Below are 18,854 nucleotides of genomic sequence, written 5' to 3' on the forward strand. Positions count from 1 at the left end.
GCCAGAGACCGCAACTCTTCCGGCGTTGGATCGTAGTCAAAAATCGTTTCCATCGTTCGGCCCTCGTGCCGCGTCAATCGATGTCATCAGTATAGCCCGCCGAGACTCAACCATGCCGCCGCCGCTCTCTCCGTCGCCGCCATCGACCGACCGCGACGATCATCGCCCGCTTTGCAAGTTTCAGGAAGAACGAACATGACCGAGCAAGCCGTCGAAGCCTTCATTGCACGTTGGGGAGGCGGCATCAGCCGCGGCGGCAACGAGCGCGCCAATCTCCAGATGTTCGTGACCGAACTCTGCACCCTGCTCGATTTGCCCCAGCCCGACCCGTCCGGCGCGCAAGTCGGCGATAACGCCTATGTCTTCGAGCGCAAGCTGATCGAACGCCTGGCCGATGGGGGCCAGACACCGCGCGCGGTCGACTGTTACCGGCGCGCCTGTTTTCTCCTGGAAGGCAAGGACACCGGCAAGCAAACCGGCAGCGGCGGTTGGGACACCGCCATTGCCAAAGCGCGTCAGCAGGCCGAGAACTATGCGCGCGACCTGCCGCCCGAAGAAGGCCGTCCGCCCTTCATTCTCGTCGTCGATGTTGGAAAATCCTTCACGCTCTACGCCGAGTTCAGTCGTTCGGGCGGGCGCTATGTCGCCTTCCCCGACGCGCGCCGCCACACCATTCGCCTGGAACAACTGCGCGAACCCGAGACCCGCGAGCTGTTGCGTGCCCTCTGGCTCGATCCGCTCAGCCTCGACCCCACCCGCCACGCCGGCAGGATCACCCGCGCCATCGCCGACCGGCTCGCCACCCTGGCCAAATCGCTCGAAACGGACGGCCAGGCACCCGACGCGGTCGCCGGGTTTCTCATGCGCTGTCTCTTCACCATGTTCGCCGAGGATGTCGGACTCCTGCCCGAGCGCAGCTTTACCGAACTGCTGGAACGCCTGCAAACCAAGCCCGACTCGTTTTGCCGCCAACTGCACAGCCTGTGGCAGACCATGAACGCCGGCGGCTTCGCGCCCGCGCTCGACACCGAGGTTCCGCGCTTCAACGGCGGACTCTTCGCCGACGCCCACGTCATCGCGCTGACCGCGTCGCAGATCGAATTGCTGCTCCAGGCCGCCCGCGCCGACTGGCGCTTTGTCGAACCGGCCATCTTCGGCACCCTTCTGGAACGCGCCCTCAACCCCCGCGAGCGCCATAAGCTCGGCGCCCACTACACCCCGCGCGCCTATGTCGAGCGGCTGGTTCTGCCCACCGTCATCGAGCCGCTGCGCGCCGAATGGGCCGAGGTCCAGGCCGCCGCGCTGACCTATCGGCAGCAGCGCAAGATCAAGGAAGCGGTGGCCGAGATCCGCCAGTTCCGCGACCAGTTATGCCAAATCCGCGTGCTCGACCCCGCCTGCGGGAGCGGCAACTTTCTCTATGTCACCCTCGAACACATGAAGCGTCTCGAAGGCGAGGTGCTGGAAGTGCTCGGCAGTCTGATGAAAACCGCCTCCTTCGATCTGGAAGGGCTGACCGTCGCGCCGCATCAGTTTCTCGGCCTGGAGATCAACCCGCGCGCCGCCCGCATCGCCGAGATGGTGCTCTGGATCGGCTATCTGCAATGGCATTTCCGCACCTACGGCCAGGTCAATCCGCCCGAGCCGGTCTTGCGCGATTTCCACAACATCGAATGCCGCGACGCCCTGATTGACTATGACGCGGTGGAAGCGGTCACGGATGCCGGCGGCCAGCCGGTGACGCGCTGGGATGGCGTCACGTACAGGACCAGCCCGATCACGGGCGAGAAGATCCCGGACGAGACCGCCCAGGTCGCGCAGGTGCGTTATCTCAATCCGCGCAAGGCCGCGTGGCCGCAAGCCGATTACATCGTGGGGAATCCGCCGTTTATCGGGGCGTCCACCATGCGCCGCGCGCTCGGCGATGGCTATGTCGATGCGGTCCGCCGCACCTGGCCGGAGGTGCCGGAGTCGGCGGATTTTGTCATGCACTGGTGGCACATCGCCGCCGAGCGGGTGCGCGCCGGCGAGGTGAGACGCTTTGGCTTCATCACCACCAACTCGATCCGGCAGACCTTCAATCGGCGGGTGATCGAGCCACATTTGGCGGCCAACAATCCGCTGTCGCTGGTGTTTGCTATTCCCGATCATCCCTGGGTGGACGCGGCGGATGGCGCGCAGGTGCGAATTGCGATGACAGTGGGAGCGGCGGGCGAGCGGGAAGGGCGTTTGCTTCAGGTGCGCGACGAGATTGGCGGCGATCAGGATGAAATCGAGGTCAGATTGCAGGAACGGCAGGGGCGGATGTTTGCCGATTTGAGCATTGGCGCAAACGTTACAGGGGCAGATAGTTTACAAGCCAACTCTCAATTAACCAGTCGCGGCATTATGCTTTTTGGCGCGGGGTTTATCGTCTCGCAGCAAGAAGCTCAACTAATCGGTCTTGGCTCGGTTACTGGTTTGGAAAGGCATATTCGCGCCTATCGCAATGGCCGAGATCTGGCCCAGTCGCCCCGTGGTGTGATGGTCATCGATCTGTTCGGATTGACTGCCGACGAAGTGCGCAATCATTTCCCGGCGGTCTATCAATGGGTACTGGAGCGGGTCAAACCGGAGCGCGATCAGAACCGCGACAAAGCTATTCGTGAAAACTGGTGGCTTCATGGTCGCCCACGTCCCGAGTGGCGAGAGTATTCCAAAGGTTTGCGCCGCTACATCGCGACCGTCGAGACCGCCAAGCACCGGACCTTTCAGTTTCTCGACGCGGCTATCGCACCCGATAACAAGCTCGTCAATATCGCGATTGACGACGCCTGTGTGTTCGGCATCCTGTCGAGCCGCCTGCACATCGCCTGGGCGCTTGCAGCGGGTAGCCGCCTCGGTGTCGGCAACGATCCGGTCTATGTCAAAACCACCTGCTTCGAGACCTTCCCCTTCCCCGACCCCACGCCCGAGCAACAGGCAACCATCCGCGACTTGGCCGAACAACTCGACGCCCACCGCAAGCGCCAGCAGGCCGCCCATCCCGAGCTGACCCTGACCGGGATGTACAACGTGCTGGAGAAACTGCGCGCCAGCGCGACGCTGACCGAGAAGGACAAGACCATCCACGCCCAAGGGCTGGTGTCGCTGCTGCGCGAGTTACATGACAACCTTGATCGTGCCGTGTTTGCCGCTTACGGCTGGGACGCTCTGGCCGAGCGGCTGGTCGACCGCCCTGGCGCGACCACGCCGCTGCCCGACAAACCGGACGCCCAGAACGAGGCCGAGGAGGAACTGCTGCGCCGTTTGGTCGAACTCAACGCCGCGCGCGCCGCCGAGGAGGCGCGCGGCCACATCCGCTGGCTGCGCCCCGCCTACCAGAACCCCAGCGCCCGGAGCGCGCCGGAACAGACCGCCGTCGACCTGCCCCCCGCCACGGACACCGCCGCGCGACCCGCCGCGAAAGCGCGCAAACTCGCCTGGCCGACCGTCATGCGTGAACAGATCGCCGCCGTGCGCCACACCCTCGGCGACCAGTCCCTGACGCTCGACGCCCTGTCCGCCCGCTTCACGAACCCCGCCAAAACCACGCCCCTGATCGTCGAAGTCCTGGCCGCGCTGGAGGAACTGGGCATGGTCGAGCGCGCGGGGGGCGAGCATTACCGGCTGGCGGGTTGAAGCGGGGCGAACGGGACATTGACGCGGCGGGGCGCGGATGGCGTTGTCGAGACAGGGCATGCCCTGTCTCGACGGGCGTTTCCGACATGCTCCCGATTGGCGCTGATTCGCCGCTGAGACATCTCCCGTGTCTGGGGGCGAAATCGAGACACGCGAGTTCGGACGCGACATTTCCGCCGCGATTCTTGGACTGCGTTCCATTCGTCACCAGATTCGAGTTGAAACCCTTGGGCGCGGCGCGGGATCAGACAGGTTACCCATCGATGACATTCGCCTTTGATAACACCTACGCACGGTTGCCGGACCGCTTCTATGCCCGGCTTGCGCCGATTCCCGTCGCGCGACCGGACATGGTCAAGCTCAACCTCTCGCTGGCCTCCCGGCTCGGGCTCAATCCGCAGGCGCTGCAATCGCCCGAGGGTCTGTCCGTGCTCGCCGGCAACCGGATCCCGGAGGGCGCTGAGCCGCTGGCCATGGCCTATGCCGGGCACCAGTTCGGGAATTTTGTCCCGCAACTCGGCGACGGTCGGGCGATCCTGCTGGGTGAGATTGTCGATCCGGCGGGCGAGCGCTTCGATATCCAGCTCAAGGGTTCCGGGCGCACGCCTTTTTCGCGCGCGGGCGATGGGCGGGCGTGGCTTGGCCCCGTCCTGCGGGAGTACATCGTCAGCGAGGCCATGCAGGCATTCGGTATCCCGACGACGCGTTCGCTCGCGGCGGTGACGACGGGCGAGCCGGTCTACCGCGAGAGCGCGCTGCCGGGGGCGGTACTGACTCGCGTGGCGCGTAGTCATGTGCGGGTGGGAACCTTCGAATATTTCGCCGCGCGCCAGGACACCGAGGCGCTCAAGTGCCTCGCCGACTATGTCATCGCGCGGCATTACCCCGAGGCGCGGGAGTCGGAGCGGCCATACCGCGCGCTGCTCGACGCGGTGGTCGTGCGTCAGGCGGATCTCGTCGCGAAATGGCTTGGCGTCGGCTTCATTCACGGTGTGATGAATACTGATAATATGTCGATCGTTGGCGAAACGATCGACTATGGCCCCTGTGCCTTCATGGACGCGTACCATCCAGCCACGGTCTACAGTTCGATCGACTATCGGGGGCGCTATGCCTATGGCAACCAGCCCGGCATTGCCCAGTGGAATCTCGCCCAACTCGCCCAGGCGCTGTTGCCGCTGATCGCCGAGGACGCGGAAAGCGCCCGCGAGGAAGCCCAAGCGGCGATCGATGCGTTCGGCCAGCGCTTTGAACGCGCCTATCGCGAGTGCTTTCGGGCCAAACTGGGCTGCATGGAGACGCATGAGGACGATGCGGATCTGCTCGGTTCGTTGTTGCAGGCGATGGCCGAGTCTGGCGCCGACTTCACCAATACCTTTCGCGCCTTGTGCGACGCTGTCGCGGGAACGGACGTGCCTGTTCGAGCTCGGCCCGGGGCAGTCGCTCTCCCGGATGTCTGGCTCCGGCGCTGGCGCGCGCGCCTCGCTCGCGAAGAGGTCAGCCCGGTCGCGCGGGCGGCCCGGATGCGGAACGTCAACCCGGCGGTCATTCCGAGAAATCACCGCGTCGAGGAGGCGCTCGACGCCGCGGTCGAGGGCGACCTGGAGCCGCTGGAAGCGCTGTTGGATGTGCTTGCCAGCCCCTGGGACGAACGGCCAGAGATGGCATCTTATACGCGGCCGCCTGCACCGCACGAGGTCGTGCAGCAGACCTTCTGCGGAACCTGAAGCCCCGTGGCTCGCGATGGCCTTGACCGGGTTTTCTACCCGGATGGGCATGCCGGGCCACTCAATTTGACGAATAGGCTGCCCGTCCAGGAGTTGCGAACGTGGAATTTTTGAGGACCAATCTGGATCTCGGTGTCATGGGTCTGCTTGGATTCATGAGCTTTGTGATGATGACGTTTGTCATCGAACGCTATCTCTATTTCGCCCGCGTGGATCTGCGCGCCTTCGATGACCCGGACGACCTTGACCTGATGTTGACCCGTCATCTGACCGTGATCGCCACCATTGGCGCCAATGCACCCTATGTGGGCCTGCTCGGAACCGTGCTCGGGATCCTGCTCGCCTTCCATGACATCGGGCAGGCAGGCGTCATCGAGACCGGCACCATGATGATCGGACTGGCCCTGGCGCTCAAAGCCACCGCGCTGGGGCTGGTGGTCGCCATCCCCTCGCTGGTCTTCTATAACGCGCTGTTACGGCGCACGGACGTGCTCAAGGCCCGCTGGCGTAAGGAGCGGCGCGCATGAAACGCATGGATCAGATCAATGTGATCCCGTTCATCGACATCATGCTGGTGCTGCTCGCGATCGTCCTGACCACGGCAACCTTCATTCGCGAGGGGCGCCTGGAGATCCGTCTGCCGGAGTCCGCGAGCCAGACCGGGGCGCAGGTTCCGACCGCCGTCGAAATCGCTATCGATGCGGAGGGCGGGCTCTTTATCGATGCCGCCCCACTCCCGATCGAGGCGATGGGCGCCCGACTCGCGACCCTGGACCGCGCCACCCCGATCATTCTCCGGGTCGATGCCGCGACGCGTTTCGACCGCTTTGTTGCCGTCGTCGATCAGCTCAAGGCGCGCCAACTCGATCGACTCACGATCCTCACGCGTAAATCATGAAGGGCTGTCGGCGCTGCGTCTGGCTCGGGTTGCTGTTCTCGGCCTGCATTCATGCGGCCATCGCCACTGCCCTGCTGCGGGTCGATGCGCCTGCATCGACCGCGTTGGCGGAGCGCGTCGTGACTCTCGATCTCGCGCTGTTTGGCGACGGCAAAGAGGGCGATCCAGCCGAGCCGATGGCAGCGCCGGCCGCGCGAGAAACGCCTGAAACGGGGATTGCGCCATCCGATCCAGCTCCCATCCAGGAACAACCTTTCGAGCCAGCGCTGGAACCGGACGTCAGCCAGGACGAGCGCCCGCTGCCCGATCTGGCGCCGGACGAGAGGGTGGAGCCTGAGCCAACTCCGCCCCTTGCTGTCCGAGCATCGCGCGATCCTCTTGCGTCAGGCGTGCAGGCAGTCGAAACAACAGCCAGGCTCGAACCAAAGCCGAAGGCTCCGTCACGCCCCCAAGCCTCCGTTAAGTCCAAGCCTAAACCGGTCGCCAAATCGAAACCGAAACCGAAACCGAAACCGACCGTGAAACCGCCAGTAATGGCCAAAAAATCAGAGCCGATGACCGCCGCCGCCACGCGATCGGGCGCGACTCGCAATCCGCGTTCCGACTCGGGAGCGGCCGCCGGCGCGGGAAAGTCGGTGCAACCGTCCGGATCGGGAGGGAAAAGCGCCACGGCGGCCAGGGATCGGTCGGAACAGGACTATCTGACCGCCCTGCGACAGGCCATCGCGCGCCATCAGAATTATCCGGTGGAGTCCCGGCGCCGTGAGCAAACCGGTATCGCGACGGTCGCCTTCGTGATCCGAGCGGATGGACGCATCGACCGGGTCCAACTCGCCCAAGGCTCCGGGCAGCCCGCACTCGACCGCGCCGCGCTGGACGCCCTGCGCCGACTCGGTCGTTTCAAGCCGATTCCAACCTCGCTCGGTCGCCAATCCTGGCCGCTGCGGGTGCCGATCCGTTTCGATCTGAAATAACCCGCAATCCCCTGAACCTTCGTTGGGTATATCATTGGTTCAGCATTCGCTGAAAGACTGAATCACGAGGACGAAAACCATGGCATCTCTGAACCTGGACCATCTGCGACCCCTGCGCGAGCAACTCGACGGACATGCGATCTACGGCGCCATCGCGCGCGTCGAGGATCTGCGGATCTTCATGCATCACCATGTCTTCTCGGTCTGGGACTTCATGTCGCTGATCAAGTATCTGCAACGCGCCATCGCCCCGGTCCAGGTGCCCTGGATCCCGAAAGGCGATCCCAGCCTGCGCTATTTCATCAACCAACTGGTGCTGGAGGAAGAATCGGACACCATCCCGCTCGACGGCGGCCAACTCGGCTATGCCAGCCATTTCGAGTCCTACTGCCAGGCCATGAGCGAGATCGGCGCGGACGGCGAGATGCCCTGGCGCTTCCTCAAGCTGGTCGAGGAACAGGGCATCGACCAGGCGCTCTACTCGCCGACCGTGCCCTTGCCCGCCCGTTATTTTAGCGAGACGACCTTCTGTTTCATCCGCGAGGACAAGCCGCACGAAGTCGCCGCCGCCCTGGCGATCGGCCGCGAAAATCTGATCCCGGCGATGTTCCGCAAATTCCTCGAACACATGCAAATCAGCGAGACCCAGGCGCCCGCCTTCCATTATTACCTCAACCGGCACATTCATCTGGACGAGGACTTTCATGGGCCGCTGTCGTTCAAGCTGCTCGAAACCCTCTGCGGCGAGGATCCCGAGCGCATCGCGGAGGCCGAAACGGCCGCGCAGGAGGCGCTCTGCGCGCGGATCCGCTTCTGGGACGGCGTGCTGGAGGCGATTCGGGCGGGTTAAACCCCGGTTGATTCGCGATTCCTCGTCTCCACGTTGTAAAAACTGACCAAAAATATCAATTATCCCGATCAACGTTCAATGAGGATTCCATCATGACCGCCACCGTCAGCGTTCCGCTCGACAACGAAGGATTTCTGCTTAACCGCGACGACTGGAGCGAGGAGATCGCCGCCGAACTGGCGCGAACCGACGACTTCGAGATAACCGAACAGGTTATGGCCTTCATTCGCGAGGCACGCGCCATGTATGAGGAAGATGGCGTGGTGCCGCCGATTCGGATCTTCGCGAAAAAGCAGAAGGTCTCGACTAAGGATCTCTACGATATTTTCAAGAAGGGGCCAATGAAGCTGATCTGCAAATGGGGCGGTCTGCCGAAACCCACCGGCTGCGTCTGACACAGCCGACAGGGCTTGGTTGCCCGGACGGCTTCGACAGGCAATGGCGTGGGGACGCCTTGCCGCCCACGCCTTGCCGCCCCTCCCAAGATCCGCCGCGTGTCAGTCCGCGGGCGTTCGTCGATCCCCGTCAGTCTCGATGAGCCCCGCGAGTTGTGCCTCAAGTTCGTCCGCCGTCACCTCGCCGATCCGACTGAACACTCGTCGCCCGCGCCGATCGAAGATGACGGTAAAGGGGAGTCCCTCGACCCGGTTCCCGAGTCGTTTCGCCAGGGCGATGGCATCGGCGTCGGCGATCAACAGCGGATAATTGATGGGATCGTCCGCGACGAAGCCTTTGACATCCTCGACACGGTCCACGGCGATCCCTACGAACTGCACGCCCGATTCATGCAGGGCATTTTGCATGCGAATAAACAGCGGCAGTTCGCGCACGCAGGGCGGACACCAACTGGCCCAGTAGTTGAGTACCAGAATCTTACCGGCCCAGGCGTTACTGGCGACCAGGTGGCCGTTCAGGTCGGGCAGGCGGAAGTCCGGCAGGGTCTGGATGTCCGTTTCAGGCTGCTTGCCAAGCCCCTCGATCAGCGGACTTTCGAGCACCCAGCGCTGCCCGAAGATGGCTGCCCCGATGCTGATCCCGCCGGCGAGGAAGGTCACCATCATCACCTTGACTGGCTTCATGGCGCGGCCCGGCGCAGGTGCGCCGCAAAGGCCTCGGCGGGCGTGAAGCCAACCAGGCGGTAGCCCTTGCGTTCCTCGCCCGCCGGATCGAAGAACAGCATGGCCGGCGGTCCGGGGATGCCGAAGCGGCCCTGCATCAACGCCTGATCCTCCGCATCGTTCGCGGTCACGTCGGACTGGAGCAGCACGAAGCGGCCCATTTCCGCGATCACCGCCGGATCACTGAAGGTATCGCGTTCCATCTCCTTGCAGGAGACGCACCAGTCGGCATAGAAATCGAGCATGACGGGTTTGCCGGCGGCCCTGGCCGCATTTAGCGCCCGGTCGAGATCCGCGCCGGTCTTGACGCGCTGGAAGGTCGCATGGGCAATCCCGCCGCCGGGCGGGGTCAGGCCCCGCAACGGCTGGAGCGTGTCCTTGCCCCCGGCGGCGGCGCCCAGCAGCATCAGTGCGCCATAGACGAGCAGAAAGACCCCGAACCCTTTCCAGAGCTTGCTCCAGCCGCTTCCGCCGGGCGGCAGATGGGTCAGCGCGCCCAGGTAGACCGCCGAGCAGATCAGGAGCAGACCCCAGAGCAGCATGGACACCGCTGGTGGCAGGATGCGTTCGAGCAGCAGGATCGCGACCCCGAGCAGGGCGACGCCGAACACGGCCTTGACGGCCTCCATCCAGGCCCCGGCGCGGGGCAGCAGCTTGCCGGCCGAGGCACCGATCGCGATGAGCGGCGCGCCCATGCCCATGCTGAGCGCGAACAGGGCGATGCCGCCGAGGACGGCATCGCCGGTCTGACTGATATAGATGAGCGCGCCGAACAGCGGGGGCGCGACGCAGGGTCCGACGATCAGGGCCGACAGCAGGCCCATGATGGCGACGCCGAGCAGGGTGCCGCCCTGCTGGCGGTTGCTGATGGTGGCGAGTCTGGATTGCAGGCTCGACGGCAGTTGCAGGTCATAGAAACCGAACATGGAGAGCGCCAGGAGCACGAAGATCAGCGCGAAGGCGGTCAGAATCCAGGGATTCTGAAAAGCCGCCTGAAGATTGGCGCCGAAGAGCCCGGCCAGCACGCCGACGACGGTATAGGTGAGCGCCATCGCCAGGACATAGACGAGCGAGAGCGTGAACGCCTTGCGGGTGGTCATGGGCGTGCCGGGCGAGGTCGCGGCGTGGCCGGCGATGATGCCGGACAGGATCGGGATCATCGGGAAAACGCAGGGCGTGAAGGCCAGCAACAGACCGAACCCGAAGAAGACCGCGACGATGGCCCAGAGATTGCCGCCCGCGAGGACCGAGGCGATTCGATCCTGTTCGGACACCGGCTCGGCGGCCGGATCGGGGTCGGGCGCGGAGACTGGCTCGAACGACTGGAGCCCGGTCGACCGCGCGACGGTGTTCAGCGCTTCCGGCAGGTTGAGCGTGATCCGCTGAGTTTGCGGCGGGTAGCAGATACCGATGTCGGCGCAGCCCTGGTATTTGGCGACCAGCGTGATCTCGGTCGGAGCGGCGGAGCCGCGCAGCAGGGGGACGGCGAGGTCGATCCGGTCGTGATAGACCGCGATATCGCCGAGACTGCCGTCCGGCAGGATAGAATCCTTCTTGATGTCGCCCGCCGGTCGCTCAAAATCGCCGATGGCGGTTTCGCCGCCGTCCTCCAGTGTGACCTCGACCAGATGCCGATAGAGATAGGTTCCGGGCGCGATGTCCCAGGTCAACTGGATCTGGTCGGGAGCGGTCACCTCGGCGAGGAAGCGAAAGGCATCCTCGGCGGCGAGGATCTCGTCCTCCGTCTCGAAAGCCAGCGATTGTCCGAGGTTGAGGTTGGCCGGCATGTCCGCGGATCGCGGGAGGGCGCGGGGGCTGGCGGAGGGGAGCGAGGCGCTGCGTTCGGGCAGATCCAGCAGCAGCGTCTGGCGATGCGGCGGATAGCAGAGTCCCGCATCCGCGCAGCCCTGGGACGTGACCTCCAGGGTCAGGATGTCTTCCGATCCAGGATCGCGGACGACCGGCAGACGGATCTCGGCCTGGGTGCGATAGATGGACACCTCGCCAAAGAACTCGTCCTGCTTGAGTTCCGATTCGGGCAGGGTCGGGTTGCCGGTGGAGATCCCGAGCGTATTCGATTGAAAACGGAACTTGCTTGCATAGAGGTAATAGCCGTCGGCGATCTCCCAGCGTACGCGAACGGTATCCGGGCCATCCGCCCGACCGGAGACGCGGAAGGCCTGGTCCGGCAGCAGAAAGTCGTCCTGCGCCAGGACGGGAAATCCGGCGCCGATCGCCAGCAGGACGAAGAGGTACAGACGCTGAACGAGAGGGGCGAGACGCCGTGGCGGAGCGATGCCTTGGGATGCCGGGGGTTCAGTCTCGGAAGTCAGTCTTGCTTGTCGGTGCATGTGGTTACCCAGCTCAAGTAGTCGTCTAATCCTTCGGTGATCGGGACTGCGATCATCTCCGGTACCTCATAGGGATGCAACTGACGCAGCCGCTCGATGAGTGGCTCGACGCGCTCCCGGACGGTTTTGATCAGCAGTAGAACCTCGGACTCGCGTTGCAGCTCGCCCTGCCAGCGGTAAACGGACGTGATGCCGGGGAGCAGGCTGACGCAGGCAGCAAGCCGCTCCTCGACCAGTCGCTCGGCGAGTCCGAGCGCCGTCTCCCGATCGGGACAGGCGCAGAATAACAGGCGGTGATGCGCATTCATCTGTGGGTTTATTCCGTGAATGGTTCTGGTTTGGCATAGTCTGTATGCTTTAGTAGATCGGCGCGGATTCGCTCGCCTCAATGCCGGTCGCGCCGGTCGCGGTTTACCTTTCTGGAGAACGCCATCGTGCTATTTTTTCTCATCATTCTGATTGGACTGCCGCTGATCGAGATCTATTTTCTGATCCAGGTCGGCTCCGAAATCGGCGCGCTGCCCACCATCGGGCTCGCGATTCTGACCGCCGTCATCGGCACCCTGCTGGTGCGCCATCAGGGTTTCGGCGTGCTTCTGCGCGTGCGCGAGATGCTGGACCGGGGCGAGGCGCCCGCGCTCGCAATGATGGACGGCGCACTCTTGCTGATGGCCGGTTTCTTCCTGCTGCTGCCTGGGTTTCTCACCGACAGTATCGGGTTTCTACTCTTGATCCCGCCGCTGCGGGGATGGATGATCGGCCGTTATATCGACCTGATTCCGGTGTCTCGCCAGCCGCCTGGAGATCGGAGCGAGCGTCCGCGAATTATCGAGGGGGATTATCGACGCGATGATTAGGTGCGCGCGATCCGCTATGATGCTTATCATCTGAGATTGTCGTTTGAGACCCTCGAACAGTGAATCGCTCGCATCGACCATTCGCGTCCATTTTCGTTGCAAGGCCATGGCATGCGCGGCCGGTTGCGCTTGCGATGGCGGTTTCTCGATGGCTGTTGCCAGGCCTGTTTCTATTGCTGGCTGGCTGTGGCGCCTTGCAACCGGTCGCCACCGAGAACGCGGCGGCGAGCGAGACGCGAGAAGGCGTGGCGAGGCGCTCCCCAATGCCCCTGCCGCAGGCCCCTCGGGTGTTGAACGACGGCGATCGGTCCGCTCAAGTGGCGGAGTTGCCGAGCGAGCCTGGCGCGGTCTCTACGCTTTATAGTCAAGATCCGCTCCGTCTCCGTCAGGAAGTGGCGGACGTCTGCGGCAGGTCACGCACGGTTGGCAATCGCTATTTTTTGCGATCCCTGGTCGCCGATCTCTATTTTTCGGGGGTTGATCCAGCCGCCGGAACCGAGGCGATGCTGCTTGGCAATTGCGGGACGCTGACCGATATCCTGACTGAAATGGTAGCGCGTGGCGGGGCGGCCAGCGTCGATCCGATTGTCGCTCGCGCCCGCGCCATCCATGGACCCGGCGCCGCGCGCAAAATCCAGTCCGCGGCAAGGGCCGGGCTTACCCGTCATTCCAGCATGACGGAGTCGGAGTCCGACGCGCCCCGCGAAGAACGCCTCTCCTACGGGATGCTCTATTTCCCGTCCACCGGCGACTTCTCCCGGCTCGATAGCGCGATGGCGCTGAATCGACTCTACGAGGATGCCATCCCCGGTTATGGGCTGTATACCTTTGTCCTGCTCGGACAGGGTTTCATCAACCCTTCGGAGAGCGCCGCCGTGCGCTATCGCGAACTCTTTCGGGTGATCGAGACCTATGTCTCCACGACGGATGAAGACCCCGCCGGACCGAGCGCCGAAACCCCCGCCTTGCTGGTTCCGATCAATGCCGAAAAGATCGGCCGTCCCCTGAGCGAGCAGGTCGCCGTCGATCTGTCGGATCATATGCGCCGCCATCTTGGACAGTCCCTGCGTCGCGAGGGCCAAGCCCGTTTGGCGGCGACGCTGGACACAGGGGCCGGACCCTTCCTGATTTCGACCCTTGAGCCGCGCTTTACGCCAACCGATCAAGAGGCGCCCAGGCTGGTGGCGGACCTGTCCACGATTGGAGTCGAATACATCTATGGCATCGTCGATGCCTATGATCGTCCCATTCCGCCCGAAGCGAGCGGGCGGGTCGAGAGTCTGCTCCTGATCCGCGATCGCTTGCTCGGGATTCCAATGAGTCCGGTCATCACGTCGGATCTCAAGACAAAAATCCAAAGCGCCTGGGTCTTTATGATCGGGCGTTTCGCTGGCGAGCCCGCGGGAGACCGGGTGACGCGCGCGCCGTCCCTCACTTAAGCATCCTGGCCGTTCCGGTCCGGCAATCGAGCGCCAGAAGGAGGCGATCCGAGCCATTCATGAACATCATTCCCGACAGTCTCGGCAGTTTTATCCGGTTTCTGATCGGCATCCTGCTCCTGCAGGGCGTCACCCTGCTCCTGGCCTATACCGCGCTCAAGACCGATTGGTCGGTCACCTGGCCGCTGTTCGCCCTTCTCGGCGGGGCGATCGGGGTGCTGGTGGCGTTCTGGTTCAACACCATCGTCTACGCGGATCGGCATCGCGCGGTCTCGCGTCTCAGCGAGCGTTTTTCCAAGGAGCGCGAAAAGATCCGCGTCAAGGCCGAGCAGCAGCGGGCCAAGGACGGGCGTTCCAACGAACGCCTCGCGGCCAAGGCGCGCAACCGCGCCTCGGCGGGCATGAGTCTGAAGACCGGGGTGGTGGTCGGAGGGACGGTCGGTCTGGGCGTGGCCATGATGGTCGCTCAATTCATGACCCTGGGCCTGATTACGCTCACCGCCGCCGGCGGGGCCGCGCTGGGCTACACGGTTCGGGTGCGTCAGGAAAAGATGATCAATGCCAAGCGGTTGGCCGCCGAGGAGCGCGCCTACCGGGCGCTCGAGGTCGAACCGGCGACGCACATTCTGCCGCGTCGCCGCCCGAAGAATCACGACGATCTCCAGGACCAATGAGGACGATACCATGGGCGAGATGATGACCTACCCACCCGGAACCTTCTGCTGGGTCGACCTGGCGACCAACGCGCCGGAGTCGGCCAAGGCGTTTTACAGCGCCATTTTTGGCTGGACCGCGCGGGATGTCCCGACCGACTACGAGATCCCTTACACGCATCTGTTCAGCGGCGGCAAGCTCGCCTGCGCGCTCTACGAGATGGCGCCGGAGCAGGGCGCCTTTCCCTATTGGGCCGCCTATGTGGCCGTGAACGACGCGCAGGCCAGCGCCGAGCGGGCGGAACAGCTTGGCGGTCGGGTGGTCATGCCGGTCGTGGACGTGATGGAGACGGGGCGCCTGTGCTTCGTCCAGGATCCGACCAAGGCCGTAATCGGCCTGTGGGAGCCGCGCAAACACCCCGGCGCCGAGATCGACAATACCGTGGGCGCGCGCGGTTGGTGCGAACTCCAGACCCGCGACACCGCGGCGGCCGCAGCCTTTTATCAAGGGCTCTTTGGCTGGACCGCCCGGCCCAGCGGCCAACTGGCTGACGCCAACTATTTCATTTTCGAGCTTGCCGGCCAGGAGGTTGGCGGGATGCTGGAACTGGATAAACGTTGGGGGCCGATGCCGCCGAACTGGTCGACCTATTTTGGGGTCGTCGATTGCGACTGGGTCGTCGCCGAGACGAAACGGCTTGGCGGCAGTCTCGTGATGGAGCCGATGGAGGTCGATGGCGTGGGGCGTTTTGCCTTTCTGGGCGATCCGCAGGGTGCGATTTTTGCCGTGATTCAGTCCGGTGCGGCGCCTTCGGCGGTCATCTCGCGCAGCATCTGACGCAAGTTGGCGATGGCTGCCGCTTTGGAATCGTTTGGATCCCAGGTGTAACTGCCGTAGGTCCGAGGCTCCAGGAATTCGCGCGCCAGTCGCTCGGGTTGCAGCAGTTCGTAAACCCGTCGCCATTCGCCTTCCACCCGCAGCGCCAGTTGCGGATTGATCAGATAACTGCCGCGGCGCACCCGCCGGAACAGCTTGCGATTGTAGGGGCCTTCGCGGCTGACCTCGTTCTTGGACAGAATCGAGGAGATGTAGGGGCGTTTCTTGCGGCGTTCCGGAACCAGCGAGTCGGGAAAATGCCCCAGAGTCTCTTCGAAGTCGATCGCGGTGAGTAACTCGCCACGATCCGCCCATTTCTGGCCCAGGCGCTGATAGAAAAGCACCAGCGCGATGCTGAGCATCAGATATTCCATCAGGTGGCGGTCGAGCTTGACCAGACGCCCGTCGACCTGAATGTCGAGGCTGGACGGGGCGATGCGCTCGAAAACCGCCGGCAGTTTGGTTCGGGCATAGCGCGCGTCGGCGCAGGCGCGCTCCAGGCTGATCTGGAAGGCGTTGAGTCCGTTGCCGTCGACCAGTCCGGTGTCGGCGCCCAGATCGAGCAGCGCCTCGGTCAGCTCGGCGTTACCGAGCCGGCTGGCGATCATCAACGGGGTCTGATCGAAGACGTTGCGGAAATCCACGCCGTATTTGTCGACCTCGCGCAGCACCCCCGCGTGGTTCTTGAGTCCATAGGCCAGATAGTGCTGTTTTTCGAGCAGCGCGTGCGACTTGTCGGGGTGCTTGGCGGCCTTGAAATCGGCCTTGATGAGCGCGTTCAGCCAGCGCTGGTCGCGGTAGACCAGGGCATATTCCATGAGCGCGATGCCGGCCTTTTTCTCGCCCTTGACCAGCGCCTTGTCTTCTAGCTCGGCGAGCGCCGGGCCACGCAGCACGGTCCAGGGCACCGTTTTCTGCTTGAGGATCTGCTCGCGGATCTCGGCGGCCTGCTCGGCTTTGCCCTGAAGCTCCAGCCGGTGCGCCTCGCGGCGCCAGTCGTCGAGGCTGGAGCGCTGTTCCTCGACCGCGTCCACCCCCGCGTGCGCCTCGGTCAGTCCGAGCAGGGTCAGGATGGGCTGTTGCGGACGGGGCTCGATCAGATAGAGATTTTTCACCGCGCGGGTGACCGCGACATAGAGCGCGTTGATATAGAACTTGTAGATTTCGAGCGACTTGTCGCCCTTGTCGCGACCGCGCGCGAAGCGCAGCTCGCCCTGCAGATCGGCCTCGGTCAAATCGCCGGCGATATCGCGATAGCGTTTTTCCTCGCCCGAGATGAAGCCGTAGAGCAGGACGTTTTCATATTCCAGCCCCTTGGCCTCGTGGATCGAGAAGACCAACGGGGTCCGAAAGAAACGCCGCACCTCGGCCTTCTGCTCCGGGTGCAGCACCAGGATGGCGAAACGCGCCGACTCGGCGGTGCGCCGGTCCAGGTCACGCTTGATCGCCTCGCTGTCCTGCAAGAGTCCGATCTGGCCCAGGGTCGGGCCGCAACTGCGCACCAGATAATTGCTCTCCTTGTCGACCGAACCGAAGCGCGCGTGCTTGATGTGCAGTAGCCGATTGGCGATCTCGGTGACCTGCGGCGAGTTGCGGAAATTGGCGTTGAGGATGCGGATCAGGTCCGCCGGGGCGCCCTCGGTCTGCTCGCGCCAGAACAGCGTCTTGACCTTGGACCAGGAGAAAAAATTGGGATGGACGATCTGGTTGGAGTCGCCGCACAGCAGGAAGGCGCGCGGGTCGCGCAGCGCGCGCAGGATCAGCAGCAACTGAACGTTGGTCAGATCCTGGACCTCGTCGACCACGACGAAATCGTAGCGGGGCGTGACCTTGTCCAGCCAGGCGTGACTGACGAGGTTGGCATCGAACCAGCCCTGGTCGTCGAGAAACTGCCGGTAGCGCTCGAACTGATCGTAGACCGCCTCGCGCAGCTCGGGGCCGTAGATGGACTGGCGCACGCCGAGCGCCACATAGTCGGCGCGGCTGAGAGCGGCGCACTGTTCGTCGGCGCCGGTGATGGCGCCCTGGAATTCCTCGAACAGCCGGTGGGTGTCTTTCAGTTCGCGGTGGAGCTTCTGGCGTCCGGCCCAGGCGTCGAAGGCGGCGGGCGTGATCTCGCGGCCCGCCGGCACCTGGATGCTTTCCAGATACTCGCGAAAGGACAGGAAATCGAGGTTCTGATCCGGGTTGTCGTAGCCGTGACTGTAATAAAGTTCGCGGGCGTTCTGGACCAGATAGGGCGAGCGGGTGACATAGAGGATATCGCCCACGGCCTCCTTCATCTTCTCGAGGGTCAGCGCTGTCTTGCCGCTGCCGGCCGAGCCGATCACGATCAAGGGGGGCGACTGACGATAGATTTCCTCCTGGTCGTCGTCGAACGAGAGTACCTTGTCGAGCAGATGAAAGCGGTGCGCCTGGGGGTTCAGGTAGGGCAGTTGCGGGGCCTGATCCGCCGCTTCCGCAGTGACGTTGGGGATCTTGTCCTCGTCGATGGCGGCCCCGCGCGCCAGGAACCGCGATTTCTCGTAGGCATGCTGGTGAACGAACTCCAGCAGCAGCGCATAGTGTTCGTCGCCGTGACGATAGAGCGAGAACAGCAGGCGGTTGCTGCGGTCGAGCCGCGCCCGGTAGAGGTTCTCGCCGATCTTCTTGACCTCGGCGGAGCGAAAGTCATCGGCGGCAAGATAGCCGACCAGCTTGTCGTAGCCGGGGATGGCGCGGGTGTCGAGCCCCTGGTAGACGATGATCTTCATGCCGAGACGACGTGGCGGTTAGACGCGATCAGGGTTGCTGGACACCGCGGCCTGGGCCGGTTTAGCGGCGGGGTCGGGGACCGGCGTGGGCAGCGGTCCGTCGGTCCGTGGCGCGGGACCGACCGGCGATGGGAGATGCAGTCCACAGGCCAGGAGGCATTCCTCGTGCTGGGTCTTGCAAATGCGCAGATCTACGCCCAGGCAGATGACGGGTTGCTGGCAGGGGCGACCCCTGGTGGCAACACAGGCGAGATGATCGGCGCTAATTTGCTGAAAGTCCTGTTGGCATTGCGTTTCGCGCAAACGTTGACGCTGTTCGCACTGGCTTTGCGCCAGGTCGCAGCGGGCGACGCAGGCCGGATCCCGATTGCCCGTGGGCTGGCTCGCCTCTTGTTTGACAAAAGGCGGTTGGCAACCGGTCAAGGCGAGGAATAAGACCGTCGCGAGCAAAAACGCGAAGGGCCGAACGTTAGCTGTGAGCGAGAGTGACATCGTTGGTTTCTCCATCGGGAATTGCGCGGGAACTCTATCACAGGTTCCTGTCTCGCTCGCGGTTTGGGGGCCGCCAAGCAGGGCGAGCGCGCTTAAATCCTCAGCCGAACACCACCTTGGCGCGATAGTCATCGTTCCACGCGGCCTTGCGGCGCTTCTTGGCCAAGCTGATCGCCGACCCCTCCTGTTCGAACAGGTTCATGCT

The 18,854-nt window shown here is 63.9% G+C and carries 16 protein-coding genes; 12 read left to right on the plus strand and 4 right to left on the minus strand.

Annotated elements, in window-relative coordinates:
* Nucleotides 1-195 precede the first annotated feature (195 nt).
* The 7 genes from CCR95_RS19330 to CCR95_RS19360 all read left to right on the plus strand — a co-directional run bounded on the left by CCR95_RS19330 (nt 196) and on the right by CCR95_RS19360 (nt 8,504).
* Complete coding sequence (locus CCR95_RS19330; protein WP_201097524.1) at nt 196-3,660, plus strand: class I SAM-dependent DNA methyltransferase; 3,465 nt, start codon at nt 196-198, stop codon at nt 3,658-3,660.
* Nucleotides 3,661-3,923: 263 nt separating this feature from the next.
* Nucleotides 3,924-5,387: a protein adenylyltransferase SelO gene (locus tag CCR95_RS19335; protein ID WP_201097525.1), complete on the plus strand. Its 1,464-nt coding sequence runs from the start codon at nt 3,924-3,926 to the stop codon at nt 5,385-5,387.
* A gap of 101 nt (nt 5,388-5,488) precedes the next feature.
* Nucleotides 5,489-5,914, plus strand: coding sequence for a TonB-system energizer ExbB (gene exbB / locus CCR95_RS19340; RefSeq protein ID WP_201097527.1), 426 nt, complete (start codon nt 5,489-5,491; stop codon nt 5,912-5,914).
* The gene (locus CCR95_RS19345) at nt 5,911-6,285 is read left to right on the plus strand and encodes a biopolymer transporter ExbD (RefSeq protein ID WP_201097529.1); all 375 of its coding nucleotides are present in this window, start codon (nt 5,911-5,913) and stop codon (nt 6,283-6,285) included. The genes exbB and CCR95_RS19345 overlap by 4 nt, the downstream gene beginning before the upstream one ends.
* Entirely contained in the window at nt 6,282-7,259 is a 978-nt protein-coding gene (locus CCR95_RS19350) for an energy transducer TonB (protein ID WP_201097531.1), read from the plus strand. The genes CCR95_RS19345 and CCR95_RS19350 overlap by 4 nt, the downstream gene beginning before the upstream one ends.
* Nucleotides 7,260-7,338: 79 nt before the next feature.
* Complete coding sequence (locus CCR95_RS19355; RefSeq protein ID WP_201097533.1) at nt 7,339-8,109, plus strand: DUF3050 domain-containing protein; 771 nt, start codon at nt 7,339-7,341, stop codon at nt 8,107-8,109.
* Nucleotides 8,110-8,201: 92 nt separating this feature from the next.
* Entirely contained in the window at nt 8,202-8,504 is a 303-nt protein-coding gene (locus CCR95_RS19360) for a TusE/DsrC/DsvC family sulfur relay protein (protein ID WP_201097535.1), read from the plus strand.
* A 102-nt stretch (nt 8,505-8,606) separates the two neighbouring features.
* Here the strand turns inward: CCR95_RS19360 and CCR95_RS19365 are convergent, their stop codons facing one another.
* From CCR95_RS19365 to cutA, 3 genes are read right to left on the minus strand one after another with little or no spacing between them, the layout of a single operon-like run.
* Nucleotides 8,607-9,188: a TlpA family protein disulfide reductase gene (locus CCR95_RS19365; protein ID WP_201097537.1), complete on the minus strand. Its 582-nt coding sequence runs from the start codon at nt 9,186-9,188 to the stop codon at nt 8,607-8,609.
* A complete protein-coding gene (gene dsbD, locus CCR95_RS19370) occupies nt 9,185-11,578 on the minus strand; it encodes a protein-disulfide reductase DsbD (protein WP_201097539.1) in 2,394 nt (797 codons plus the stop codon). The genes CCR95_RS19365 and dsbD overlap by 4 nt, the downstream gene beginning before the upstream one ends.
* Complete coding sequence (gene cutA, locus CCR95_RS19375) at nt 11,557-11,886, minus strand: divalent-cation tolerance protein CutA (RefSeq protein ID WP_201097541.1); 330 nt, start codon at nt 11,884-11,886, stop codon at nt 11,557-11,559. The genes dsbD and cutA overlap by 22 nt, the downstream gene beginning before the upstream one ends.
* 123 nt (nt 11,887-12,009) lie before the next feature.
* Between cutA and CCR95_RS19380 the strand changes: the two genes are divergently transcribed.
* From CCR95_RS19380 to CCR95_RS19395, 4 genes are all read left to right on the plus strand, one after another.
* Entirely contained in the window at nt 12,010-12,435 is a 426-nt protein-coding gene (locus CCR95_RS19380; protein WP_420825674.1) for an FxsA family protein, read from the plus strand.
* A 134-nt stretch (nt 12,436-12,569) separates the two neighbouring features.
* On the plus strand, nt 12,570-13,874 hold the full coding sequence (locus CCR95_RS19385) for a hypothetical protein (RefSeq protein WP_201097545.1): 1,305 nt from the start codon (nt 12,570-12,572) through the stop codon (nt 13,872-13,874).
* Between the two features lie 59 nt (nt 13,875-13,933).
* Nucleotides 13,934-14,548: a hypothetical protein gene (locus CCR95_RS19390; protein ID WP_201097547.1), complete on the plus strand. Its 615-nt coding sequence runs from the start codon at nt 13,934-13,936 to the stop codon at nt 14,546-14,548.
* A gap of 10 nt (nt 14,549-14,558) precedes the next feature.
* Nucleotides 14,559-15,365 (plus strand): VOC family protein, encoded by an 807-nt coding sequence (locus tag CCR95_RS19395; protein WP_201097549.1) that lies wholly within the window; start codon nt 14,559-14,561, stop codon nt 15,363-15,365.
* Here CCR95_RS19395 and CCR95_RS19400 read toward each other — a convergent pair.
* On the minus strand, nt 15,320-18,157 hold the full coding sequence (locus CCR95_RS19400; RefSeq protein WP_201097551.1) for a UvrD-helicase domain-containing protein: 2,838 nt from the start codon (nt 18,155-18,157) through the stop codon (nt 15,320-15,322). The two genes, CCR95_RS19395 and CCR95_RS19400, sit on opposite strands and share 46 nt — an antisense overlap.
* A gap of 135 nt (nt 18,158-18,292) precedes the next feature.
* On the opposite strand from CCR95_RS19400, the gene CCR95_RS19405 reads away from it, so the two are divergent.
* Entirely contained in the window at nt 18,293-18,592 is a 300-nt protein-coding gene (locus CCR95_RS19405) for a hypothetical protein (RefSeq protein WP_201097553.1), read from the plus strand.
* Nucleotides 18,593-18,854 lie beyond the last annotated feature (262 nt).

The organism is Thiocystis minor (assembly GCF_016653465.1).
Taxonomy (GTDB): domain Bacteria; phylum Pseudomonadota; class Gammaproteobacteria; order Chromatiales; family Chromatiaceae; genus Chromatium; species Chromatium minus.